The sequence below is a fragment of the Burkholderia pyrrocinia genome, from assembly GCF_018417535.1.
Classification (GTDB): Bacteria; Pseudomonadota; Gammaproteobacteria; order Burkholderiales; family Burkholderiaceae; genus Burkholderia; species Burkholderia pyrrocinia_E.
This window is the reverse complement of sequence record NZ_CP070978.1, coordinates 820,622-844,611: the sequence shown is the minus strand read 5'-3', so window position 1 is coordinate 844,611 and position 23,990 is coordinate 820,622. Positions and strand designations below refer to the sequence as shown.

Here is a 23,990-nt window from a genome sequence, read left to right as displayed (position 1 = left end):
CGCGCGTGTCAGCTGATGTCAGCAGTGGCGCGCGAGTCGCAGGCGCGCATCCTCGCGCGCGGCGGGTGACAGTTCAGGCGCGTAGTGAAACGTACCCGACACGAGCGATGCGACTGGCACGCCGTCGCGGAACAGCACGCGATTGCCGGCCAGCGCCGGCACCTTGTCGCCGGGCAGCAGCGTGCCGGCGAGATTCAACGGGTCGGCGCCCGTCACGCATACGTACTGCCCGTCGCCGGGTTGCCGCCGCAGTTCGCGCAGGATCGGGATCGCCTCGGGCAGTGCGAACTGCTCGCCCGCGAGCCCGGCGACGAAACGCCCGCCGCGTATCTCGCCGCGCGCTTCGAGCCGCTGCATGACGCGCACGAGTTCGCGCCAGCTCGGCAGCCAGTCGGCTTCGCGTTCGAGCAGCCGCCAGAACACGACGCCGTAGCGGCGCAGCAGCGTCCACGCGATGTGTTCGAGCGCGTCGGGATCGGTCGCGGCCGGGCCGCGTTTCGGCGCCGGCGCATCGTCCGGCGGTGCCTGACGCTGCACGAGCGCCCAGCGGCCCGCGTCGTCCATCCCGCCGATCAGCGCGCCGCCGCGCCGCGTGCGTGGCGCGTAGGTCGCGCTGCGTTTGACGACCGGTTTCAGCAGCGCGCGCAGGCCCGCGTAGCTGTCCGCATTCACGAGGCCGGCCGACACGAGCTCGCCGAGTGCCTGTTCGAGTTCGACGGGCAGCATGTGCAGGTCGTCGAGCAACGCATCGAAGAACATCGCGCCGTGTGCCGCGAGCGCGTCGCGCACCTGCGTGGCCCGCGCGGACAGCGCCGGTTGCGCGTCGGGATCGCGCAGCGCCTGCCATGCGGCGAGGTGGCGGCGCGGCAGCAGCACGATCGGCGTCGTCTTCACGGGCGTGCCGGCCGCACGCGCCGGCGCGCCGATGCGGGTCCATGCAAGCTTGCCCGAGCGGCACAGCTCGTCGAGGCCGCCCGCCATGTAGTCGGTGAGCCGCGCGGGCAGCAGCGCGTCTTCCCACGCGCTCGCCGCCGCTTCGTAGCCTTCGAGCTGTTCGACCACGGCCGCGAGTGCGTCGCGGCCCGTGCCGCGCGTGTCGGGCGTCAGGTGCTGCCAATGGAACAGGAAGCGCATGAAGTCGGCGCGCTCGACCGGTTCGATCTCGCGGCGCAGCCGCTTTACCGTATAGCGATGAATGCGCGCGAGCAGATGGCGTTCGCACCATTCGTCCGTCGTCGCGCCCGGCGTGAACCGGCCGCGCATCACATAGCCTTCGCGCTCCAGCGCCGTGAGCGCCGTTACGATCGACGCCGGCGGCAGGCCGAGCGGTGTCGCGATCGCGTCGAGCGCAAGCGGCCCGAAGCCGGTGAGCCGTGCGCGGATCACGTCGACGAGTGCGGCATCGGCTTCCCACGGCTGCGCGCAGGCGGCCGGCACCTTGAGTGCCGGCGCTACGCGCGCGTCGGGATGGAGTGCGCGCATGCACACGAGCCGCTCGACCGGCACCCACAGCGCGGCGCCGCCTGGCGCGACCAGTTTGGTTGCGCGGCGGCGTTCCGCGAGTTCCGCGAGCCGGTCGGGCCAGCCTTCGTGGGCCTGTGCTTCGCTGTCGGCGACGCATGCGAGCGTGAGCAGCGCGTCGTGCATTTCGTCGGCGTCGCGCACGAGTGGCCATGCCTCGTCGCGCACCGCATCGATCGCATCGGCGTCGAGCGCGCCCAGATCGTCGGCCGATTCGGGATCGCTCCAGCGGCGCGACTGCACGGCTTGCGTGCGGCGCTCCTCGAGCGGCGCATCGTCGAGGAACGCATAGGGTTTGGCGTTCAGGATCTCGGCCGCGAGCGGCGATGGCGCGGGCAGGTCGCGCGCGACGAGTTCGATCGCGCCGCTTTCGATCCGGCGCAGCAGCGCGAGCCAGCCATCGGTGTCCATCGCGTCGTGCAGGCAATCGTCGAGCGTCTGGTCGACAAGCGGGTGATGCGGTATCTCGCGTTCGCCGACGATGTTTTCGAGGCACGCGACCTGGTCCGGGAACACGGTCGCGAGCAGATCCTCGCTCTTCATCCGCTGCAGTTGCGGCGCGGTGCGCCGCCCGCCCGTGAAGCGCGGCAGCGCGAGCGCGGTCGTCGCGTTCCAGCGCCAGCGCACGCCGAACATCGGCGCGTCGAGCAGCGCCTGGACCAGCACGTGCTCGGCGCTGGCCGAACGCAGGTAGCGCCACACTTCCTCGAGCGCGAAGCTGTGCGCGAGCGACAGCGACAGGATGATCGCGTCGTCGGTCGCGGCGGCCTGCAGTTCGAAGTTGAAACTGCGGCAGAAGCGCTTGCGCAGCGCGAGCCCCCACGCGCGGTTGATGCGGCTGCCGAACGGCGAATGGATCACGAGCTGCGTGCCGCCCGATTCGTCGAAGAAACGCTCCATCACGAGCGTGTCCTGCGTCGGCAGCGCGCCGAGCGCGGCGCGCGTGCGGGCGAGGTAGTCGGCGATCTGGTGCGCAGCGTCGGGCGACAGGTGGAGATCGTCGACGAGCCAGCGCAATGCCGGCGCGAGTCGGCTTTCGGCGGAGGCGAGAGCGGTGCCTGTTTCGGTTTCCGCTTTCGCTTCCGCTTTCGCTTTCGCTTTCGCGTTGCTCGCGGCGTTACCGCCCGCGCGCTTGCGTCCGCCGGTGTCGGCTTGCCGGTCGCCGTCGGCGAACAGCCCGTCGAGCCGCGCGCGCAGCCGGCCGACCGCCGCCGACAGCTCGTCGCTGCGCCCCGGCGCCTCGCCGAGCCAGAACGGAATGTTCGGCGACTGGCCCTGTGCGTCCTCGACACGCACGCGGCCCGTTTCCACGCGAATGATCCGGTACGACTGGTTGCCCAGCTGGAACACGTCGCCGGCCAGGCTCTCGATCGCGAAATCCTCGTTGACGGTGCCGACCTGGATGCCCTGCGGTTCGAGCAGCACCGCGTAGTCGGCCATGTCGGGGATCGTGCCGCCCGACGTCGTCGCGGTCATCATCGCGTTGCGGCGCGCGCGCACCGTGCCGCCGACTACGTCGCGATGCAGGTACGCGCCACGCACGCCGCGGCGGCTCGTGAAGCCTTCGGCGAGCATCTTCATCACTTCGTCGAAGCGCTCGCGCGTGAGCCGCGCGTACGGCGCCGCGCGCGTGAAGCTCGCATACAGCGCGTCCTCCTGCCATTCCGCGCACGCGACTTCGGCGACGATCTGCTGCGCGAGCACGTCGAGCGGCGCTTCGGGAATTCGCAATGCGTCGAGTTCGCCGCGTTGCACGCAATCGAGCAGCGCCGCGCATTCGACGAGTTCGTCGCGCGACAGCGGGAACAGCCGGCCCTTCGGCACGCCGCCGACGTGGTGCCCCGAGCGGCCGACGCGCTGCAGGAACGGTGCGATCCCGCGCGGCGAGCCGACCTGGCAGACGAGATCGACGTCGCCGATGTCGATGCCGAGTTCGAGCGATGCCGTTGCGACGAGCAGCTTCAGTTCGCCGCGCTTCAGGCGTTGCTCGGCATCGAAGCGGTGCTCCTTCGCGAGACTGCCGTGATGCGCGGCGATCGCTTCCTTGCCGAGCCGGTCGGCGAGATGGCGCGCCATGCGCTCGGCGGTGCGCCGCGTGTTGACGAACACCAGCGTCGTGCGATGCGCGGCCGCGAGCCCCGCGATCCGGTCGTACACCTGTTCCCATACGTCGGTGGCCATCACGGGTTCGAGCGGCACGTTCGGCAGCTCGAGCGCGAGATCGCGCTCGCGCGTGTGGCCGGTGTCGACGATCGTGCAGTCGCGCGGCGCATCGGCCGGGCCGCCGACCAGGAACCGCGCGACCGCGTCGATCGGCTTTTGCGTCGCCGACAGCCCGATGCGCGGCAGCGCGTGGCCGGCCAGCGCGTCGAGACGTTCGAGCGACAGTGCGAGATGGCTGCCGCGCTTGGACGACGCAAGCGCGTGGATTTCGTCGACGATGACCGAGCGCACGTTCGACAGCATCTGTCGCCCCGATGTGGACGACAGCAGCACGTACAGCGACTCGGGTGTCGTGACGAGGATGTGCGGCGCGCGCTTGCGCAGCGCGGCGCGCTCGGCCTGCGTCGTGTCGCCGGTGCGCACGGCGGTGCGGATCGCCGGCACCGGCAGGCCGAGTTGCGCGAGCGATTCGGCGATGCCGGCGAGCGGCGCGTCGAGGTTCACGTGGATATCGTTCGACAGCGCCTTCAGCGGCGACACGTAGACGACGAGCGTCGCATCGGGAAGCGTGCCGTCGTGCGACAGCGCATCGCGCACCAGATCGTCGAGCGCACACAGGAACGCGGTGAGCGTCTTGCCGGAGCCGGTCGGCGCGGCGACGAGCGTCGAGCGACCAGCCTTGATGTGCGGCCACGCGAGCGCCTGCGCACCGGTCGGCGCGGCGAACGTGCGCCGGAACCACGCGGCGACGGCCGGGTGGAACACGTCGAGCGCACTGGCGGCAGGGCGGGTAGCGGTGACGTCCATCGGAGCGGTGAAATGGGGTGCGAGCGCGCGGACGGATCGCGCGCGAGTCGAGTCGTCAGTGTGCCAGACGTCGCGCGTGCGTGCCGGGCATCGCGTGCCGCTCGGGCACGCGAGTCGACGATTCGGATTCAGATGGGGTTCCGCATCGCACTTTCAATGGACGGAAAGGTGCGTGCGCGTCGGCACGCCGATTCCGCGCCGAACCTCGACTACACGCGATGCAGCCAGCCGAGCCAGTGTTCGAGCAGCGGCGCGCGCGCCCATAACGACTGCGCGAGCCACAGCGTGCCGCCCCATGCGGCGGCCACCACGATCAGGTCGCAGTGTCCGCTGTTCCACAGGTTGAGCGAATGACGCCGCCAGATCCACGGCACGCCGAGCGGGTTCGGCCAGTCGGCGAGCAGGTGCATCACGCCGCCGCACGCGAAGCCGAACAGCGGCGCGGCCCACAGCGGATGCGGGTGATGGGTGAGCCCGTGCCACCCGAGCGCGAGCAGCGCGACCCAGCCGATGCCCCAGTGCGTGACGGTGCGGTGCGTGATCCACAGCCGGCGCTTGCGGCTCCACCATGCGACTTCGAGCCAGTCGGGCGCGGTGCCGCCCGCGACGCCGGCCGCGAACGCGGCGAGCAGGCCCGCATGCCACGGGCCCGTTGTACCGATTTGTGCGACGAGAACGGCGGCGGCGACGCCGGCCGCGAAGCCGGACGCGTGATGCGCATTGTGTGATGCCATACGGAACGAGACGAAGAAACGTGAAGCGGCGCGTGAACGAAAGAAAATGATGCGGCGCGAAAGCGGGGCGCTATCTTCTCAGATCGGTCTGCGCAGCGGGTGGCTCGTCCGCAGATTTTTTTGTGTGCATGTGTTGCATGCAGCGCAGTTCGCAACTTTCCGTTTTGTGCGTTGCGTAATGACGCGTCGTACCGCATGCAATTTCGATCGATCCGCATGCAAGGGGTGGCGCCACTGCGTGACCGGGCGCACACAATCGAAGCGCTTTCGTGGCGCGCCGCGTGTTCGACCCTTTTTGTCCCCCTATACTACGAAACCGGCATATGGCCGTCGGCGCGCCAGCGGCTATAAGCGGATCAGGTGCTTTTCCTGCCTGAACGAGATCCACATGGGGGACATGCAATGACTACGCTGAATCGCTTCAAATCATCCGCTGTCGTGCTTGCGACGGTGGCCGGCATCGGTTTCCTGCCGAACGCGCCCGTCTATGCGAAAGGGCCGCAGCCGGCGGTCCTGACGAGCTCGGCGGTCGCGGTGGCCGACAAGTACAGCGCGGATGCCGCGGAGCGGATCTTCAAGGAAGGCGGCAACGCGATCGACGCGGCCGTCGCCATCGCATTCACGCTCGCCGTCACGTACCCCGAAGCCGGCAACATCGGCGGCGGCGGCTTCATGACGATCTACAAGGACGGCAAGCCGTACTTCATCGACTACCGCGAGCGCGCGCCGCTCGCCGCGACGAAGGACATGTACCTCGACAAGGACGGCAACGTCGTCAAGGGCATGAGCCTGTACGGCCCGCGCGCGGTCGGCGTGCCGGGCACGGTCGCGGGCATGTGGGAAGCGCAGAAGCGCTTCGGCAAGCTGAAGTGGAAGCAGGTGCTCGCGCCGGCGATCCACTATGCGCGCGACGGCTTCGTCGTCGACGAACAGCTCGCGCAGCGCGGCGTCGACGCGTCGAAGGAGTTCGGCGGCAAGACCAACTTCGACAAGTACTTCTCCGGGCTGAAGGCCGGCGTGAACTTCAAGCAGCCCGATCTCGCCGACGTGCTCACGCGGGTCGCGAACGACGGCGCGGAAGGGTTCTACAAGGGCAAGACGGCCGAGTTGATCGCTGCTTCGATGAAGACCGGCGACGGCAACGGGCTGATCACGACCGAGGATCTTGCGCAATACCGCGCGGTGTGGCGCCAGCCGGTGCAGGCGAAGTGGAACGGCTACGACGTGATCACCGCGCCGCCTCCGAGCTCGGGCGGCATCGGCCTCGTGCAGTTGCTGAAGATGAAGGCCGACCTCAAGCAGGACTTCGAGGGCGTGAAGCTCAACTCGCCGCAGTACATCCACCTCGTCGCGGAAATCGAGAAGCGCGTGTTCGCCGATCGCGCGCAGTATCTCGGCGACCCCGACTTCTACAAGGTGCCGATCGCGCAGCTGACCGCCGATGCGTATATCGCGAAGCGCGCGGGCGAGGTCAACCCGAAGGAGCCGTCGGACACGAAGAGCGTGCAGCCGGGCCTCGGCACGACGATGCCGGAGAAGGCCGAAACGACGCACTTCTCGGTCGTCGACAAGTGGGGCAACGCGGTGTCGAACACGTACACGATCAACGGCTATTTCGGCTCGGGCGTGATCGCCGACGGCACGGGTATCGTGCTGAACGACGAGATGGACGACTTCTCGGCGAAGCCGGGCGTCGCGAACATGTTCGGCGTGGTCGGCAGCGATGCGAACGCGATCGAACCGAAGAAGCGCCCGCTGTCGTCGATGTCGCCGACGATCATGACCCGAGACGGCAAGGTGTCGCTCGTGATCGGCACGCCGGGCGGCTCGCGCATCTTCACGTCGATCTTCCAGGTGATCAACAACATCTACGACTTCAAGATGCCGTTGAAGGAAGCCGTCGGCGCGATGCGTTTCCATCACCAGCTGCTGCCGCCGAACACGATCTTCTGGGAGCCGTACCACCCGATCGAAGGCGAACTCGCGAAGCAGATCGAGGCACGTGGCTACACGCTGAAGGGGCAGGACTTCAGCGGCGATATCCAGGTGATCAAGATCGACGGGAAGACGCCGGAGGCGATGGCCGACCCGCGCGGTCGTGGCGTGACGCGGATCATCCATTGACGTGACGTGACGTGACGTGACGTGACGTGACGTGACGTGTGCGCGTGCGCGTGCGCCAAAGCGGGCGCGCATGCCGTTGCGCCGCCGGGCTTCGACACCCGGCGGCGCAACGCACTCAGCCGGTAGTCCGGATGAATCCGGCGATCCGCGCCGCGATCGCTCCGGGCGCATCCTCGAAGCAGTAGTGTCCGATGCCCGCCAGCCGCTCGACAGGCGCGGACGGAAACAGCGCAGTGAAGAGCGGCAGGAAGTGTTCGGCGCCGAGCGTTCGATCGGCGTCTCCCCAGATCGCGAGCGCGGGTTTGGCGCGTATCGCGTGCAGTGCCTCCGCATCGGGTTCCTCGAACCGGTGCGCGCCGGCGGCAAACCCGCGTGCCCATCCGATCGCGCCGAGACAATCGGCCGGTTTTTCAAACGGCGCACCGTATGCGGCGAGCCAGGTGTCGTTGATGACCGCGTGATTCTCGAAGCCGTTGAGCTTCAGCGTGCTCAGGATATTGAAACCGAGCTGTCCGAGCACCGTTTCGAGTGTATCGTCCGCCGCCGCGCGCATGATCCACTGGAACCACGGGGCGTCGCGACCGTTCGCGGCCAGGCGTTCGGCAAGGTCGGGTTGCCCGAACGGCGTCGGTCCGTTCGCCGACACGATGCGCCGGATCCGGTCCGGATGCCGCGCGGCAAGCCCCATGCCGACCGGGCCGCCGAAGTCGTGCATCACGAGCGTCATGCGATCGAGCTCGAGCGCGAGGACGAAACGCTCCAGGTTGTCGATATGGTCCTGCAGCCAGTAGCTGCGGTCCTGCGGCGTCGCGCCTTTTTCCGAATCCCATGTGATCGGGCACGACGACGCGGTGCGTCGGACTCAGCGCCGCAACCAGATGGCGGAACAGATAACCCCAGGTGGGCTCGCCATGCAGGCACAGGACGGTTTCGCCGTCGCGCGGGCCCTCATCGATGTAGTGCATCCGGAAGCCGGATGCGTCGTCGAAATGCGGGGCGAAGGGAAACGTGCCGTCGAACGTGGCATCGAACCGGATCATCGAGCGCTCCTTTGGTAGTCGGATAGTTTGGTTTCAAGTTGAAACCATGTTGAAGCGTAGGATACGAGGTTTCAAATTGCAACCGCAAGAATGATCCGACCGGCCGCTGAATGGCAGAGTCGTGGTGCGTCGTGGAGCAAGGTATGGTAAAAAGACCGAGATATATCGACCGATCCGCATGAATCGAATCACCAGTCCGCGCTGCAACGTCCGTTCCGTTCATCTATTGCGAACAGGCGGGTCAATACGATTGATCTTTTGCATGGTTGGTTTTATATTGCAACCATTCTTGGCAATCGAAACGACCGCCGTCCGGCCCGCATCCCGGCAACGGCATCGCCGCAAGCATCGATGAACAGACGAACCACGCACGAGGATTCCCTATGCGGCGTTGCCCGCCCGCTGGACGCGATCGGCGATTGGTGGTCGCTGCTGATCGTCCGCGACGCGTTCGACGGGCTGTGCCGCTTCGGCGAGTTCCAGAAGAACCTCGGCCTCGCGAAGAACATCCTGGCGGCGCGTCTGCGCAACCTGGTCGCGCACGGGATCATGGACATCGTGCCGGCCGCCGACGGCGGCGCGCATCACGAATACGTGCTGACCGAGAAGGGGCGCGGCCTGTTTCCGCTGCTCGTCGCGCTGCGGCAGTGGGGCGAGGATTTCTTCTTCGAACCGGACGAGGCGCATGTGCTGCTCGTCGACAGGAAGACCGGGCTGCCGGTCAGGAAACTGGAGCTTCGATCGCAGGACGGGCGCGTGCTCGGGCCGGAGGATACCGTCGTGCTGCCGCCGCCCGACTGACGCTCAACTCCGGTCGTTCGCCGCGTTGCTTTCGAGGAAGCTGTCCACCGCCACCAGCGATTGCTCGTCGAGCGTGCCGAGCACACTCTTCAGCTTCAACTGCAGCTTCAGCGCATCGAGATAGCTGTCGAACAGCTTCTGCCGGATACCCGAGATGTCGCGCCGCAGGTTCAGCGTCTCGTACGTCGTGCTGTAACCGACCTGGTGCGCCTTCATCGACGAATCGTACGCGAGCCGGGCGGCCTGCAGCGACTGCTGCAGTGCACGGATGCGCTTGCCGACCGATTCGAGCGCGGACAGTGCCTCGCGATGATCGGTGCCCAGTTGCTCCTCGACTTCGCGCAGCCGGTTGCGGTACTGCTCGGTCACGTGCTCGGCCTCCACCTGCCGGTAGTACACGCTGCCGCCGGAGAAGATCGGGATCGTCACCTGCACGCCGAACGCGCTTTGATGGAAGTCCGAGCGATCGGTGAGCCCGCGCAGGTTCGGGTTGAGCCCGCGCGAATACGACGCGAACAGGTCGACGGTCGGCAGGTGCTCGGCGCTGACGCGCTTCGCCGCGAGCCGCGCGACCTGGACGTCGCGATAGGCCTGCCGGTACGCGGGGTTGTCCTGCGGCGCGTAGTCGCCGGACGGAATGCGCGGCGACGACCCGCGCATCGCCAGCCGCGGCCAGCGCGAGAAGTCGATCGTCGAACCGAGCAGCGTCTCGTAGCGCGCGCGGCGTGCGTCGACATCGGTCTGCGCGAGCGCTTCGTCGGATTGCGCGAGGCTGCGCCGCGCCTCGATCTCGGCCGTGTCGCCGATCGTCTTCATCCCGAGCTGCGCCATGCGTCGCGTATCGCTTTCGAGCCGCGTGAGCGCGCTCACTTCGTCGTCGGCCGACTGCAGCTTCTCGCGCGCGCTGAGCAGGTCGAAGCACGCATTCGCGACGCGCAGGATCAGATCCTGCTTCGCGACCTCGAGCTTCTGCTTTGCCGATTCCTCGTACTCGGTCGCGCGCCGCATGTCGTACAGGTAGGGTACGTTGAACAGCGCCTGCGTGACCTGCGCGGCACCGTATGCGGCATTGTTCGAGCCGCTGACGTCGATGCCGAACAGGTTCGCGTGCGTGCCGTAGCGCCCCCATTCGAGCTGCGCGGTGGCCTGCGGCAGCATCTGCGCGCGCGCCTCGGGGAATTTCTGGCGGGCCGCATCGTATTCGCTGCGCGCCTGCAGGTAGCGTGGATCGTGCACGGCCGCGTACTGGTAAGCGGTGTCGAGGCAAAACGCATGCGCGTTCGCAGACACGCCGACTATCGTTACAGTGAACAGTGTTACGGTTGCAAGTAGGGGATTCCACCTAGTCGAAAATCTTGATAGGGAATTACCCGTATCCCGCACCGCCGATCCGCGATTCGCGCGCCTCGTTTCAAACATGGCCGTCTCCGTCTCCTGCCCGTGCCGCAACGCATTGCGGCGGGATTTAAACGTTTTGAAATTGAAATTCAAACAGCGTGAATGACTGCTATCCGCAGCGCATCGAAAAACGCGCCTGTAAGAGTGTGTCCTCCATTGAATTCCGATGCGCCCGCATGATAGCCTGATTTCGGCTCGTAATCGCGGTGATTATTAGATTAACAAGTCGCTTGGGATTAAAAGCCGTTTGTCTTTCAATGAAGGTTCTTTGCATCATCTTTATTTTTTACGAGGAGAGAATGATGAAGGTCATGACGACGGAACAGGTCAGGAATGTGCATGGCGGCGGTGCGATCAGCTCGCTGGGTAGCCTCGCCGTTGACGCCGCGCCGGTGGTGACCGCGCTCGGCCAGTTCCTGCCGAGCCTCGGCAATTACCTGCAGAACCCGAAGACGTTCAATAACACCGGCAAGTAACCGCCGTGCGCGGGGAGGCGCCCCCCGCGCGAAATGCTGCGAAACAGAAGCAAAAGAATCGATCGCCGCAACAGGAATAAAGCGAATCCGGAATGAATTATCCTGGTTCTGGAAATTATCAGGGGGCGGGAATGCCGGATTGTCCCCGTAATAAAGTCAACGGTCGTCGAGTATTCGATTGGTTGACGGCTGCAGGCATTCCGACAATATAAAGGCCATAAAAATGCGAGACATCACGGAAGAACAGGCCCGCCAGATTCGCGGCGGCGCGTCGCTTTACTCCAATTCGGCCGCCTATACGGTCGATCTCGTCAACCAGTCGATCGGGTCCACGCTGCAGGGCCTGATGACCCAGTACCAGACCCGCGCCGTCGAACAGTTCCGGATGTCGCTCGGCTCGTCGCGCTGAGCGGCCGGGAACCCCGATCTTCCGTCGCAACCGGCCGCGCGCCGGCTGTGCCCATATGTTTCGCGCACGACCCGCCACGGGCTCGCACCGGTAGGCCCGGGCGTCGCGTTGTCGCGCCCCGGGTGCCCGACCATGCTCTTCAATACGCGTAAAGTCCGTCCGGTCCTGCAGGACGAGGTGACGGAGTGCGGCCTGGCCTGCCTCGCGATGATCGCGTCGTGGCACGGGCGCGAAACGACGTTGCGCACGCTGCGCAACCGCTATCCGGTCCGGATCGATTCCGGGCTGTCGTTCTTCGACCTGATGGAGATCGCGAACGATCTCGGCCTGCGCGCGCGCGGGCTGCAGTTCGACGCCGGCGAACTCGACGCGCTCAAGACACCATGCATCCTGCACTGGGGGATGAACCACTATGTCGTGCTGACGAAGGTCGGCTACGGCAGCGTGCACATCGTCGATCCCGCGCTCGGCGAGACGAAGCTGCCGCTCGCGCAGGCGCTCACGCACATCACCGGCTATGCGCTCGAACTGAATCCGGACATCGGCTTCACGCACGCGGGGCCGGCCGACCGGATCCGGCTGCGCGACTACCTCGAAGGGCTGACCGGCATCCGCAAGAGCCTCGCGATCGGCATCGCGGGCGGCGTCGCCGCGCAGCTCCTGCTGCTGCTCGGCCCGTCATACGTGCAACTGACGATCGACGAGGCGCTGAAGAAGACCGACGTCGACATCCTGTACCTGCTGACGATCCTGTTCGCGATCGTATTCCTGTTCGACACGCTCTATGCGAACCTCGTCGGCAACATCAAGAGCTACCTGCGCAACATCGTGTCGCAGCAGTTGTCGGCGAACATGGTCGGGCATCTCGCGCGGCTGCCGATCGGTTATTTCCTGTTCCACAACACCGGTGATTCGATCTCGCGCGTGTCGTCGGTGTCGGAGGTCGGGCGGTTTCTCGTCGACGGCCTGGTCGGCGGGCTGCTCAATATCGTCACCTGCACGCTGACGCTCGTGCTGATGCTGTACTACAGCCCCGTGCTGGCCGGCATCAGCCTTGCCGGAATGGTGCTGTTTGCGCTCAGCCGGCTCGCGATCCAGCCGCAACTGCAGGACGCGATGTCGCAGATCCTCACGCGCGGCGCCGAAGCCGATGCATTGCTGATCGAGAACATCCGTTCCGCGCATTCGATCAAGCTGCTGTCGGCCGAGACCGCGCGCAGCAGCCTGTGGATCAACGCATTCACGCAGAAGCTGCAGGCGATGCGCCAGCAGGAGCGGCTGCAACTGCTGTTCGATGCGGTGTCGAAGGGGATCGTGCACGTCGAGCAGCTCGTGATCGTTACGTACGGCGCGTGGCTCGTGATGCACGGGCAGAGCACGATCGGCGTGATCTACGCATTCATCCAGTACAAGAACCTGTTCGCGGACAAGTTCATCGATTCGATCCAGCTCTATGTGCGCCGCAAGGTGCTGCAGGTTCACATGGACCGCGTCGCGGACGTGCTGCAGACCGAGACCGAGGAGCCGGCGCCGGATGCGGTCGTGCGGCCGATCGACGGTTTCGACGGCGCGCTGTCGATCCGCGCGCTGTCGTATACGCCGAAGGGCGGCCACCGCCCGATCCTGCGCGATATCGCGCTCGACGTGCCGGCCGGCGGCAAGATCGCGATCGTCGGCCGCACCGGCAGCGGCAAGACGACGCTGCTGAACCTGATCTGCGGGCTGGTGCGGCCCGAACCCGGCACGCTGTTCGTCGGCGACGTCGATCTCGCGGAAGTGAACCTGCGGCAGTACCGCAAGCATCTCGCGGCCGTCACGCAGTCCGACCAGCTGTTTCGCGGAACGATCCGCGACAACATCACGAACTTCGCGCCCGCGCCGCGGATCGGCGCGATGTTCGACGCGGCGAAGCTCGCGTGCATCCACGACGAGATCGATCGGCTCGACCATCGCTACGACACGCCGCTCGGCGATACGCAGAAATTCCTGTCGGCCGGCCAGATGCAGCGGCTGCTGATCGCGCGGGCGCTGTATTGCGAGCCGCGCCTGCTGATCCTCGACGAATTCTCGTCGAACCTCGACCAGGCGACGACGCACGAGATCTGCCGCAACGTGCTGACGCTGCCGTGCACGATCGTGCTCGTCACGCACGATGCGTCGATCCTGTCGATGGTCGACCGGATCTACCGGATGCACGACGGTGTATTGACCGACGCGACCGACGCATGGCGCTCGGTCGAGGAGGCACGGTGATGCTCGGGCGACTCTTCCTGCTCAATCCGTTTTCGTACGCGTTCCTCGCGCGCCGCGCGGTGCGTGCCGTTGCGCTGCGCACGTCGCCCGCGCGCGGGCTGAAGCTGATGCGCTGGTGCTCGGGCGCATGCCTGCGCTGCTTTCCGTGCATTCGCGAATCGATCGAACGCGCGGTCGCGTACATGCTGAGCGCGCACCTGAACGACGATCCGCGACGCGTGCGGGAAGTGTCGGCGGCGATCGTGCGCGAGCTGTTCGAGGCCGAGTTCGCGGGGCTCAAGCTGCGTACGCACAGCCTCGAATCGATGAAGGCGATGATCGACGGCATGGCGTGCGAAGGCGACGCGCAACTGCAGGCGGCGCTCGCGCGCGGCGGCCCGCTGATGCTCGCGGGGCTGCACTTCGGCAACCTGATGCTGTTCGTCACGAAGCTGCGCTTCATGATCCCCGACGACCGCAAGCTGATGGTGATCCTGCACCGGGACGCGCCGGGTGCGTTCTTCGGCGATGCGCTGCGGCTCGTCGCCGAGTACGGCGCCGGCGAGGTCGAATTCATCGACATCGAGGAACGCGTACACCTGCGGCGGCTGATCACGAGCCTGCGGCGCGAGGCACCCGTGTTCCTGCTGTTCTCCGACCTGCACGGCAAGTTCGGCAAGACCAACCGCTGCCGGCTCGGCGGGCGCTGGGTGCGGATGGCCGGCGGCGGCGTGAAGCTCGCGGTCGAGCAGGGGATTCCGTTGCTCGTCGCATACGCGACGGGCGTGCCGTTTCGCGATCGCTGCGCGGTGCATTTCACCGAACTCGCGGCCGGCCCGCTCGCGCCGATGCTCGGTGCGGACGACGACGCGTCGCCGGTGCGCGCGACGCACCAGCGCATCGTCGACCGTCTCGAGCAGGCGCTCGTGCGCCAGCCCGAGCAGTGGCATTTCTGGGAACACTTCACGCCTTACCTGATGCCGACGCCGCTGCTCGATGCGGCCGCGCGGCGTCGCTCCTGACGAGCCCGCCCCATGCCGACCTGGAACTCCGCTTTCCGAGAACAGAAGCCGTCGCGCAAGCTCGCGCGCGGCACGACCTTCGGCACCGTGATCCACGGTGTCGTCGACGTGCCGGTGTCGATGCGGTTCTTCTGCTACCTGTCGCTGGCGATGTTCGCGATGTTCGTGACCGCGCTCGTCGAACTGAGCTACGCAAATACCGAGAGCGTGTCGGGGATGCTGACGCCGCGTTCGGGGCTGATCGGCGTCAGCGCGCCGCCGGGCTGGGCCGTGCGCGACATCTACGTCGGCAAGGACCAGCAGGTGAAGGCCGGCCAGCGGCTGCTGGCGGTGACGCGCGACACGAGCTTCGTCAGCCAGGCGAACAACGTGCAGGGGATGCGCGCGGCGCTCGACCGGCAGCGTGTCGAGGTGACGCAGCAGATCGACGCGGCGCGGCTCGAATACCGGTCGTCGGTGCAGCAGATCAACCAGCAGATCGCCGCGCAGGGCGAGAGCCGCGGGCTGATCGACCGGCAGATCCAGGACCAGAAGCGCATCGTCGACGAGTACGGCGAACGGCGCGCGCGCGTGAAGCAGTTGCTCGACGAACAGGTCGTGACGCTCGAACAGTACAACCAGGTCAACACGCAGTACCTGCAGGCCGGGCAGGCGTACCAGGACCTGCTGCTGCGGCGTGCCGAGCTCGCGAAGAACGCGATGAAGCTGCGCGGCGACCTCGACACGATGCAGAGCAAGTACGACGGCGCGAACGCGGAGCTGAAGATCAAGCAGGAGGAGCTGAACGCGAAGGAATACAACATCGACGAGAACGTGAACCAGGTGCTGTACGCGCCGGCGGACGGGCAGATCGTGCGGCTCGACGTCGTGCAGGGCGGTGTGATCGACCCGCCGGGCACGCGCGTCGTCGAGATCCTGCCCGCGAAGGCCGACGGGTTGATTGCCGAGGTCTACATTCCGTCGTCGAAGGCCGGCTTCGTGAAGAAGGGGCAGGAGGTGAAGGTTGCGTACGCAAGCTATCCGGTCGAGAAGTTCGGCACGTATCGCGGCAAGGTGCTGTCGATCTCGCCCGTCGCGTTCTCGGCGAAGGAGCTGAACCTGCCGGGCGATGCGGCCACGCCGCAGACCTACTTCAAGACCTGGGTCGAGCTGGCCGACCGCACGCCGTCGTTCGACGGGCGGCCGCTGTCGCTGCGGGCCGGGATGATGTTGAAGGCCGACATCGTGCTCGAACGACGCAGCCTGCTCGAATGGCTGTTCGAGCCGCTGTACCGGATCCGCCAGCGCCTGTTCGGCGTGCCGGCCTGAGCCGATGGCGCGTCGCGACCAATGCCGCCGCCGCGCGCGGCCGGGCTCCGCGCGTCCGCTGTCGCGCTGGCTCGGCGCGACGCTGTTCGCGTGCGCGGCCGCCGCGCACGGTGCGCCGCAGCCGGACGGCGACGCAGAGCCGCGCTGGCAGGCCGGCGCCGACGGGATCGGTTTCTGGCCGGGCGGCGACGCGGACGGGTTCGATGCGAGCGCATGGGCCACAGATGCCGGGCCGGCGCGCGGCGGGCGCGACGGTTCGGCCGACGCGCCGCAGCCTGCCATCCCGCTGACGGCGCGCAAGATCACGCTCGGGCAGCGTGCCGACGGGGCGGGGCGCGCATGCGCGGCAGCGCGCGACGACGGCACGGACGGCATCGGCTTTGACGACGGCGGCGCGGTTGCCGGCTGCGATCCGGCCGCCGCGCGCAATGCGGCGGACGATACATCGGCGCACGGCGTCGTTCACGCCGACCGGATGCCGTACGAGCTGCACCCGGTCGATCCGTCGCGGCTGCCCGATCTGCCGGCGGCCCAGGCGCCGCCGTTGCTCGAGCAACTGATGGGCGACGATCGCAACATGGTCGGACTCGGCTGGCACTTCGTCGGGACGACCGGCCGGTCGACGCCCGTGACGACGCATACCGACGCGCTCGGGCTGAACAGCTTCCGGAATCAGGGGTCGAGCCTGTCGCTCGGCAATACGAACACGCTGGCGTTCACGTTCACGCATTTCTTCTCGGAGAACTGGGCGGCCGAACTCGGCGGCGGCATTCCGCCGGTGCTGACGTTGCGCGGGCACGGCAGCATCGCGCTGCCGCTCGACCGGATTTTTTCCGGCGTCCAGGGGCGCTTTCCGCTGATCGATCTCGGGAACACGCAAAGCAACCCGCTCGCGACCACGCGCGCATGGCTCGGGTCCGTCGTGTTCAAGTACTACCTCGGCGAGCGCGACGATCGTTTTCGTCCGTTCGCCGGCATCGGCATCAGCTATACGCGCTTCACGAACACGAACCTGAATCCCGTGTTCCAGCGCAAGCTCGCGTCGCTCGGCGGGCTGCTCGCGGCGGGCGCGGACATCGGCAGCCTGCAGTCGCTGCTGCTCGATCCGGCGCTGTTCCAGCGTATTTGGGATGCCGGCGGCGACCTGCTGCTGTCGGGGAAGACCAATGTGTCCGCGAAGGTGAAGAGCGTGTGGGAGCCGGTGTTCACCGTCGGCGCGAGCTACCAGATCACGCGCCAGTTCTGGGTGACCGGAATGGTCACGTATGTCCCGCTACGTACGAAGATTACGCTGGACATCGACCAGCCGAACCGGCAGCTCGCGTCGAACACGTTCGATATTTCGGCGAACCCCGTGCTGGCCAGCGTACTGTTCTCGTTCCGGTTCTGACGGGTACGACAGACGGCTTTCATCAATTTGACGCGCGATACTGGGATAATGGCGAAGTTTGCCTGCGTCAATGATGGAAGGAGGCCCCATGGGCGACAACGATACCCGCACCGAGACCGACAACCTCACCGATACGAGTTCGATGGAAACGCGCCAGCGCCGTTTCGAGGAAGATCTCGTCGACGCGTACGACGAAGAGCTCGAGATGGAGCTCGACGACCGCCGCTTCGACAACGGCGAGGACCTGCTGTTCTCGCCGGAGCGTCGCGAGGCGCGCAAGGAGTATTTCCGCGAGCTGTTCCGGCTGCAGGGCGAGCTCGTGAAGCTGCAGGACTGGGTCGTGACCACCGGGCACCGGCTTGTCGTCATTTTCGAGGGGCGCGACGCGGCGGGCAAGGGCGGCGTGATCAAGCGCATCACGCAGCGCCTGAACCCGCGTGTCTGCCGGGTCGCCGCATTGCCCGCGCCGAACAACCGCGAGCGCACGCAATGGTACTTCCAGCGCTACGTTGCGCATCTGCCGGCCGGCGGCGAGATCGTGCTGTTCGACCGCAGCTGGTACAACCGTGCGGGCGTCGAGCGCGTGATGAATTTCTGTACCGACGACGAGTACGAGGAGTTTTTCCGGTCGGTGCCCGAGTTCGAGAAGATGCTCGTGCGCAGCGGGATCCAGATCGTCAAGTACTGGTTCTCGATCACCGATCGCGAGCAGGAGGTGCGCTTTCAGGCCCGGATCGAGGATCCGCTGAAGCAGTGGAAGCTGAGCCCGATGGACCTCGAGAGCCGCCGCCGCTGGGAGGCCTATACGGCCGCGAAGGAAGAGATGCTGCAGCGCACGCATATTCCCGAGGCGCCGTGGTGGGTCGTGCAGGCGGTCGACAAGAAGCGCGCGCGGCTGAACTGCATCCACCACCTGCTGGGCCAGGTGCCGTATCACGACGTGCCGCGCCCGACGATCGATCTGCCGCAGCGCGAGCATCACGAGGATTACATCCGCCGGCCGGTGCCGGACACCATGATCGTGCCGGATATTTACTGACGGCGGTGTCTATCAGGCAAGCGCGCCGCACGGGTGGCGCGCTTGACGGCTCTGGATTGGCCGTGCGGGAAAAGGCAGACGCGTCACCCGCGCCTCAAAGGTCCGGAAACCCCGACCGCCCCTGCGTCAGATCGAACAGTTCGGTTCTCGCATCGGCTTCGGCGGTCTCCGGCAGCTTGATCACGAGCTTCACCGTCATCCCGTACGCGCTGTCCACTAGTTCATAACCTGCCTGTTCCACCCAGCGGCGCACGCGCGCCTCGTCCGGGTAGCCCATCTCGATCGCGAGCCGCGTCTGGCGGATGCGTTCGACGCGCTCGGCGTCGAGCAGCGCCGACGCAATCGCATCCGTATAAGCGCGCACCAGCCCGCCCGCACCGAGCTTCACGCCGCCGTAGTAACGCACGACCGCGCCCAGTACGCCGTCGAGATCGTGATGGCGCAGCACTTCGAGGATCGGCCGGCCCGCGGTGCCCGACGGCTCGCCGTCATCCGACATGCCCGACTGGCCGCCCGCCAGCAGCGCCCAGCACACGTGGGTGGCCGCCGGATGCTCGTCGCGCAGGCGCTGCAGCACCTGCATCGCGGCGTCGCGGTCGTCGACGGGAATCGCGTATGCGATGAAGCGGCTCTTGCGGATCTCGAGTTCGGTCGTGCGGGAAGCGGATAGGGTGTAAGTCACGTTGATCGTCAAGGGCAAGCGCGATCGATGCGATCGCTTGCCCGTATTCCGGGTGTTGTCTGGATCGGCCGCGGCGGATGCGCGGCGCGTGTCGAAGCATACCGCGTGCGAGCCGGGAGGGCGGCGAAACGTCTCGCGAACGGGCCCCCGCTCAGCGTCCGCCGCACGCGCCGGTCCGTCGATATCGCGCCCGACGTCACCGCACGCCGACCGACGACCGCAGCGCCGCGCCCAGCGTGCGCAGCGCCTGCCGGGCCCGCGCATCGGTCAGGTTCGAGTAGAGCACGACATCGCGCATCGGCAAGGGCGGCAGGCCGTATCGCGCGCCCACCTCGACCGTACCGGCGGGCGCCACGCGATGCCCGAGCGCCGCGACGGCCAGCCCCGCGGACACCGCCGCGCCGATCGTCGCGACGCCGCCGCCGACAAAGACTTCCGTCCACGCGATACCGGCTTCGTCCAGCGCACCGACCGCCATGCGGCGCACGCTGCAGGGCTCGGCCTGCGTCGCGAGCCGCAGCGATTGCGGCGGATGGTACTCGAAATCGGCCGCGGCCATCCAGCCGAACGACTCGGACAGGATGGTTTCGCCGTCCAGCCGCCGGTTGTCGTGCTGCAGCGCGACGGCCGCGTCGAGCTGACCGCGGTCGAACGCATCGAGCACGTCGGGCGACGCGGCGACGCGGATCTCCAGCACGAGCCCAGGCTCGGCCTCGCTCATGCGCCGAAGCAGCATCGGGAGATCGGCGCCGACGACATGGTGGCTGACGCCGATCACCAGCCGCCGCTGGGCGGTGCCGAACGCGCCGACCGCACCCTGGTGCGCGGCCACCAGTTCGCGCGCCGGTTCCAGGAACGCGGTGCCGTCGGCCGACAGGCGGACCTGCCGCGGCGTGCGCTCCAGCAGGCGGCGGCCGAGCCCGTCCTCGAGCCGCTTGATCTTCAGGCTTACCGCGGACTGCGTCATGTCCATCGCTTCGGCGGCCCGCGTGAAGCTCTTGAGGTCGGCGGTCAGCACGAACGCCTGCACGGCTTCGATATCGAGTGTTTTCATCGTGCACCATTCATTTTGAAATCGAATCATTGAAATATTCTGCCATCGTATTTTCAAATGATTCAAGGTCTTCTACGCTGTTCACAAGCCGTCCGGAATTCCCGCGTTTCTTTCGCCAGGAGTCGACCATGCTGACCGCGTACTACGTGCACCGCCTGCCGGCGGACTACGACCTCGACATCATTCGCAATCGCGTCCGTGAGCGCGGCAAGCTCTGGGACGACACGCCGGAACTGGTGTTCAAGGGGTTCCTGCTGCGCGAGGCCGGTCGCTACGGCGCGACGGAAAACGGTTATGCGTCGTTTTATCTGTGGCGCAACGACCAGGCGTTCGCGGCGTTCGTGACGGACGGCCGCTATCGGGTCGTGACGGACAGCTTCGGGCGCGCGCCGATCGACGTCCGGGTCGCGCTCGATGCGCGCAAGGGGCGCGCGTCGACGGCACGATTCGCTCGTTTCGAGGACATCGACATTCCGGCGGATGCCGATCTCGATGCGACGCTTGCGCACGAGATCGCGCACAACCGCGAAGCGGCGGCGCGGCCGGGTGTCGTCGCGGCCGCCGTCAGCGTCGATCCATTGCGCTGGCGGTTGACGCGGATACTCGTAACGGAACACGAACCGGACAACGGCGGTGCGGGCACGGTGTACCAGGTCTTGCATCTGGCCCAACCGTTGCTCGACACGCTGGAAGGAAGCGGCGCGTGATGGCCGGCGTGTCGCGATCGCGGGCCCGGTTGGCGGTGCGCGGCCGATGGCCCGGCAGGGCGGGCGATGCACCATCGATGCGATTGCCCGCCGGCCTGGCGGTCGGGGCTCATCTGGCGGGCGTGGCGGCGGGGATAGCTGCTATCGCCGTGCTGACGACGTTGCTGGCGCTGATGGTCCGGTAAAGATCGTCAGCGGGCGGGCAAGCCCGGGGGGGCCTCGGAACAAGCAGACAGGACGAGACGCGATGCAGTTCTCGCGCCGTCGCATGACCGGAAGCGCCGCACGCGATACGCGCTGCGCTTCCGGCCGCTTCTCATCGCCGCTTAGTTGCCTTGCAACCGGATATCGCGCGACGACGCGCCGACATACACCGTCCCGCCCGGCACAACGCGCCAGCCGTGGCGCGACGTATCCCACACGCTCTGCATCCGCGGCGACACGGTGACGCGAACATGCCGCGCCTCGCCCGGATTCAGCCGGATCTTCTCCCAGCCGACCAGCCGCTTCGGCGGCTCGTCCTTGTACGGCACGCCGAGATAGACCTGCGGCGTTTCCGCGCCGGCGACGCGCCCGTCGTTGCGCACGGTGAACGCGACGCTCAGCGAGCCGTCCCATTGCTTCGACACCGACAGCCCCGAATACGCGAAGTGCGTATACGACAACCCGTAGCCGAATTCGAACATCGGCTTGATGTTGCGCGCGTCATACCAGCGATAGCCCATGTTCAGCTTCTCCGCGTAGACGGGATCGTTCTCCAATGCGCCGTTTTGCCCCCAGGTCGGCGAATCCTGGTCGCGGGCGGGGAACGTGACGGGCAGCTTGCCGGACGGGTTGACGGCGCCGAACAGCACGTTCGCGATCGCCTTGCCGCCGGCTTCGCCCGGATACCACGCCTCGACGATCGCGGACACCTGGTCCTTCCACGGCATCAGCACCGGATTGCCGCTCTGGACGACCACGATCGTATGCGGATTCGCGCGCGCAACGGCTTCGACGAGCGCATCCTGGTTCGACGGGTTCGCGAGGCTCAGGCTTTGCAGATCGCCGAAATCCTCGCCGGCCGGCTGCGCGACCACGACGATCGCGACGTCCGAGCGGCCCGCGAGCGCGGCAGCCTGGTCGATCTCCTGCTGCGTGTACGCGCGGAACGGCGACTGCTGGTCGCTGTTGCCCGCGTACGTGACCTGCGCGGCCGGCGCGAGCGCACGGATCGCCGCGACGATCGGCACGTCGACCGTCAGCCACGGATTACGCCACCAGCTACAACCCGCCGATGATCCGAACGTCAGGCCGCCGCAGCCCGCGAACGAACCCGTCACCGGGTCGCGCGTGTTGCCCGAGCCGCCGCCCGACAATACGGCCGCATCGGCATGGCCGCCGATCACGGCGATATGCGACAGCGCCGACGCGGCTAGCGGCAACTGGTTGCCGTCGTTCTTCAGCAGTACGATCGACTGCTCGGACGCCGCCTGCGCGAACCGGTTCGCGGCCGCGAAATCGATCGTGCCGCCACCCTTGGCCGGATCGTCCATCACGCCGACGCGGATCATCACGGCGAGCTTGCGGCGCACCATGTCGTCGAGGCGCGCGGTCGACACCGAGCCGTTCGCGATCGCCTGCTTGACGGCCGCCGGCGTCAGGTACACGGTCGTCCCGACGTCCTCTTCCTCGTCGAGCCCGGCGTTGATCGCGGCGGCGGTGCTGTGCGTGGCGCCCCAGTCGGACTGCACCTGGCCCTCGAAGCCCCATTCGTTCTTCAGCACGTCGTTCAGCAGGTGATTGTTCTCGCACGCATACGCGCCGTTCAGGCGGTTGTAGCTGCACATCACGCTGCCGGGCCGCCCGCGCTTCGCGGCGATCTCGAACGGCAGCAGGTAGAGCTCGCGCAGCGTGCGTTCGTCGATCTGCGTGTTGCCGCCCATCCGGCCGTGCTCCTGTTCGTTGCCGGCGTAGTGCTTGATGGTCGCGATGACTTTTTGCCGCTGCGTCGCGAGCGTGCGTTCGGCGAGCAGGTCCCCGGCGAGCAGCGGATCCTCGCCGAGATACTCGAACAGGCGGCCGCCGCGCGGTTCGCGCGCGAGATTGGTACCGCCGCCGAGGCCCATGCCGAACCCTTGCGCGCGCAACTGGATCGCGACCTGCTTGCCGAAGTCGTACGACAGGCGGCGATCCCAGCTCGCGGCGACGGCGATCGTCGCCGGAAACGTCGTGCTGGCCTGCGACGTGCTGCCTGAACCGGTCGCCGAGTCGACCATGTTGAGATCGGGAATGCCGAGCCGCGGCACACCCTGGATATAGCCGGCGCCACCGCCCGGCACCTTCGACATTTCGTATTGCGAATGAATGAATTGCAGTTTCTCGTCGAGCGTCATCCTGCGCACGAGCACGTCGGCGCGCCGTTGCGCGGCGGCCGATGCGAACGCGTCGGTGGCGTCGCCCTGCGAGTTGAAATCGGCGTTGCCCGCGTAGGCGGTGGTGCAGAGGGTCGCTGCCAGCACGACGGCCGGCCAGAGTTTGTCCCGCATGTTGCTCTCCATGATCGTATTGCTCGTTGTTCGGATGATGTCTGGAGCTGCGCACGCCCGGTGGATTCGCACCGGACGCATTCGGCTGGCGATGCAGGGTGGTTGCGCGTCGGCATGCCAGGCCAGGCGGGGAATCGTTACGGCCGGTTGGGCTCGACCGGTCAACGCGGGCGGCGACGCACGGGCCGTCCGACGCTGCCGAATCGGATGTAGCGACTCTCAGCAGCGACTAATGGTATGAATGTAGTTCGACTACAGCATCGGTGTTTCTACCGATACGTACGATCTTTATTCGGGACGGTCGCGCGACGCGGCGAAAAGACGGTCATCGTTCCCGATTGCGACCGTGTGGCGGAGTAAGAAGTACTCGGGCGGGGGGAATCGTCGTCCATCGTGATGTCGTCGAACTGCCGTCCCTTCGTGTCGGATCGATACGCATCCAGTGCGTGCAGCAGCGCCAGGATCCCTGGCCAGTTTCTGCCGTATCGGGCGCGCAAGGATTTTTCGGACCCGCCTGTCCACTTCGGTTATTCCGCGCACCTTTCGTCGAGAAAT

The 23,990-nt window shown here is 66.9% G+C and carries 16 protein-coding genes and 1 pseudogene; 10 read left to right on the top strand and 7 right to left on the bottom strand.

Annotated elements, in window-relative coordinates; translation table 11 throughout:
• Positions 1-18 precede the first annotated feature (18 nt).
• Entirely contained in the window at positions 19-4,491 is a 4,473-nt protein-coding gene (locus JYG32_RS21870; RefSeq protein ID WP_213266940.1) for a DEAD/DEAH box helicase, read from the bottom strand.
• Positions 4,492-4,700: 209 nt separating this feature from the next.
• Positions 4,701-5,225, bottom strand: coding sequence for a metal-dependent hydrolase (locus JYG32_RS21865; RefSeq protein WP_174383122.1), 525 nt, complete (start codon positions 5,223-5,225; stop codon positions 4,701-4,703).
• A gap of 402 nt (positions 5,226-5,627) precedes the next feature.
• Between JYG32_RS21865 and ggt the strand changes: the two genes are divergently transcribed.
• Entirely contained in the window at positions 5,628-7,349 is a 1,722-nt protein-coding gene (ggt, locus tag JYG32_RS21860; RefSeq protein WP_174383121.1) for a gamma-glutamyltransferase, read from the top strand.
• 115 nt (positions 7,350-7,464) lie between these two features.
• On the opposite strand, the pseudogene JYG32_RS21855 reads toward ggt, so the two are convergent.
• A pseudogene (locus JYG32_RS21855) lies at positions 7,465-8,389 on the bottom strand (alpha/beta fold hydrolase).
• Between the two features lie 351 nt (positions 8,390-8,740).
• Here JYG32_RS21855 and JYG32_RS21850 point away from each other — a divergent pair.
• On the top strand, positions 8,741-9,190 hold the full coding sequence (locus JYG32_RS21850; protein ID WP_213266939.1) for a winged helix-turn-helix transcriptional regulator: 450 nt from the start codon (positions 8,741-8,743) through the stop codon (positions 9,188-9,190).
• Between the two features lie 3 nt (positions 9,191-9,193).
• Here the strand turns inward: JYG32_RS21850 and JYG32_RS21845 are convergent, their stop codons facing one another.
• On the bottom strand, positions 9,194-10,609 hold the full coding sequence (locus JYG32_RS21845) for a TolC family protein (protein ID WP_174383973.1): 1,416 nt from the start codon (positions 10,607-10,609) through the stop codon (positions 9,194-9,196).
• A gap of 281 nt (positions 10,610-10,890) precedes the next feature.
• On the opposite strand from JYG32_RS21845, the gene JYG32_RS21840 reads away from it, so the two are divergent.
• The 7 genes from JYG32_RS21840 to ppk2 all read left to right on the top strand — a co-directional run bounded on the left by JYG32_RS21840 (position 10,891) and on the right by ppk2 (position 18,464).
• The gene (locus JYG32_RS21840) at positions 10,891-11,064 is read left to right on the top strand and encodes a hypothetical protein (RefSeq protein ID WP_006495012.1); all 174 of its coding nucleotides are present in this window, start codon (positions 10,891-10,893) and stop codon (positions 11,062-11,064) included.
• A gap of 223 nt (positions 11,065-11,287) precedes the next feature.
• A complete protein-coding gene (locus tag JYG32_RS21835) occupies positions 11,288-11,473 on the top strand; it encodes a hypothetical protein (protein WP_031396799.1) in 186 nt (61 codons plus the stop codon).
• A gap of 132 nt (positions 11,474-11,605) precedes the next feature.
• Positions 11,606-13,726: a peptidase domain-containing ABC transporter gene (locus JYG32_RS21830; protein ID WP_213266937.1), complete on the top strand. Its 2,121-nt coding sequence runs from the start codon at positions 11,606-11,608 to the stop codon at positions 13,724-13,726.
• Complete coding sequence (locus JYG32_RS21825) at positions 13,723-14,727, top strand: hypothetical protein (protein WP_213267439.1); 1,005 nt, start codon at positions 13,723-13,725, stop codon at positions 14,725-14,727. Before JYG32_RS21830 ends, JYG32_RS21825 begins: the two co-directional genes overlap by 4 nt.
• 12 nt (positions 14,728-14,739) lie before the next feature.
• On the top strand, positions 14,740-16,035 hold the full coding sequence (locus JYG32_RS21820; protein ID WP_213266936.1) for an HlyD family efflux transporter periplasmic adaptor subunit: 1,296 nt from the start codon (positions 14,740-14,742) through the stop codon (positions 16,033-16,035).
• A 4-nt stretch (positions 16,036-16,039) separates the two neighbouring features.
• Complete coding sequence (locus JYG32_RS21815) at positions 16,040-17,425, top strand: OmpW/AlkL family protein (protein WP_213266935.1); 1,386 nt, start codon at positions 16,040-16,042, stop codon at positions 17,423-17,425.
• 88 nt (positions 17,426-17,513) lie between these two features.
• On the top strand, positions 17,514-18,464 hold the full coding sequence (gene ppk2, locus JYG32_RS21810; RefSeq protein ID WP_213266934.1) for a polyphosphate kinase 2: 951 nt from the start codon (positions 17,514-17,516) through the stop codon (positions 18,462-18,464).
• Between the two features lie 94 nt (positions 18,465-18,558).
• Here ppk2 and JYG32_RS21805 read toward each other — a convergent pair whose 3' ends face one another.
• Both JYG32_RS21805 and JYG32_RS21800 read right to left on the bottom strand, forming a co-directional pair.
• Entirely contained in the window at positions 18,559-19,146 is a 588-nt protein-coding gene (locus JYG32_RS21805; RefSeq protein ID WP_213266933.1) for an IMPACT family protein, read from the bottom strand.
• Between the two features lie 196 nt (positions 19,147-19,342).
• Positions 19,343-20,200, bottom strand: a complete 858-nt coding sequence (locus JYG32_RS21800) for a LysR family transcriptional regulator (RefSeq protein ID WP_213266932.1) — start codon at positions 20,198-20,200, stop codon at positions 19,343-19,345.
• Positions 20,201-20,328: 128 nt separating this feature from the next.
• Between JYG32_RS21800 and JYG32_RS21795 the strand changes: the two genes are divergently transcribed.
• Positions 20,329-20,907, top strand: coding sequence for a DUF4865 family protein (locus tag JYG32_RS21795; RefSeq protein WP_213266931.1), 579 nt, complete (start codon positions 20,329-20,331; stop codon positions 20,905-20,907).
• 326 nt (positions 20,908-21,233) lie between these two features.
• On the opposite strand, the gene JYG32_RS21790 is transcribed toward JYG32_RS21795, so the two are convergent.
• On the bottom strand, positions 21,234-23,435 hold the full coding sequence (locus JYG32_RS21790) for a glycoside hydrolase family 3 C-terminal domain-containing protein (RefSeq protein WP_213266930.1): 2,202 nt from the start codon (positions 23,433-23,435) through the stop codon (positions 21,234-21,236).
• Positions 23,436-23,990: the final 555 nt, after the last annotated feature.

Bases quoted from the DNA above. Each gene is read 5' to 3' on its own strand.
- JYG32_RS21790 (WP_213266930.1), bottom strand. From the start codon at position 23,435: ATGCGGGACAAACTCTGGCCGGCCGTCGTGCTGGCAGCGACCCTCTGC.
- JYG32_RS21820 (WP_213266936.1), top strand. From the start codon at position 14,740: ATGCCGACCTGGAACTCCGCTTTCCGAGAACAGAAGCCGTCGCGCAAG.
- JYG32_RS21870 (WP_213266940.1), bottom strand. From the start codon at position 4,491: ATGGACGTCACCGCTACCCGCCCTGCCGCCAGTGCGCTCGACGTGTTC.
- JYG32_RS21850 (WP_213266939.1), top strand. From the start codon at position 8,741: ATGAACAGACGAACCACGCACGAGGATTCCCTATGCGGCGTTGCCCGC.
- JYG32_RS21865 (WP_174383122.1), bottom strand. From the start codon at position 5,225: ATGGCATCACACAATGCGCATCACGCGTCCGGCTTCGCGGCCGGCGTC.
- JYG32_RS21835 (WP_031396799.1), top strand. From the start codon at position 11,288: ATGCGAGACATCACGGAAGAACAGGCCCGCCAGATTCGCGGCGGCGCG.
- JYG32_RS21800 (WP_213266932.1), bottom strand. From the start codon at position 20,200: ATGAAAACACTCGATATCGAAGCCGTGCAGGCGTTCGTGCTGACCGCC.
- ggt (WP_174383121.1), top strand. From the start codon at position 5,628: ATGACTACGCTGAATCGCTTCAAATCATCCGCTGTCGTGCTTGCGACG.
- JYG32_RS21815 (WP_213266935.1), top strand. From the start codon at position 16,040: ATGGCGCGTCGCGACCAATGCCGCCGCCGCGCGCGGCCGGGCTCCGCG.
- JYG32_RS21795 (WP_213266931.1), top strand. From the start codon at position 20,329: ATGCTGACCGCGTACTACGTGCACCGCCTGCCGGCGGACTACGACCTC.
- JYG32_RS21840 (WP_006495012.1), top strand. From the start codon at position 10,891: ATGAAGGTCATGACGACGGAACAGGTCAGGAATGTGCATGGCGGCGGT.
- JYG32_RS21830 (WP_213266937.1), top strand. From the start codon at position 11,606: ATGCTCTTCAATACGCGTAAAGTCCGTCCGGTCCTGCAGGACGAGGTG.
- ppk2 (WP_213266934.1), top strand. From the start codon at position 17,514: ATGGGCGACAACGATACCCGCACCGAGACCGACAACCTCACCGATACG.
- JYG32_RS21845 (WP_174383973.1), bottom strand. From the start codon at position 10,609: ATGTTTGAAACGAGGCGCGCGAATCGCGGATCGGCGGTGCGGGATACG.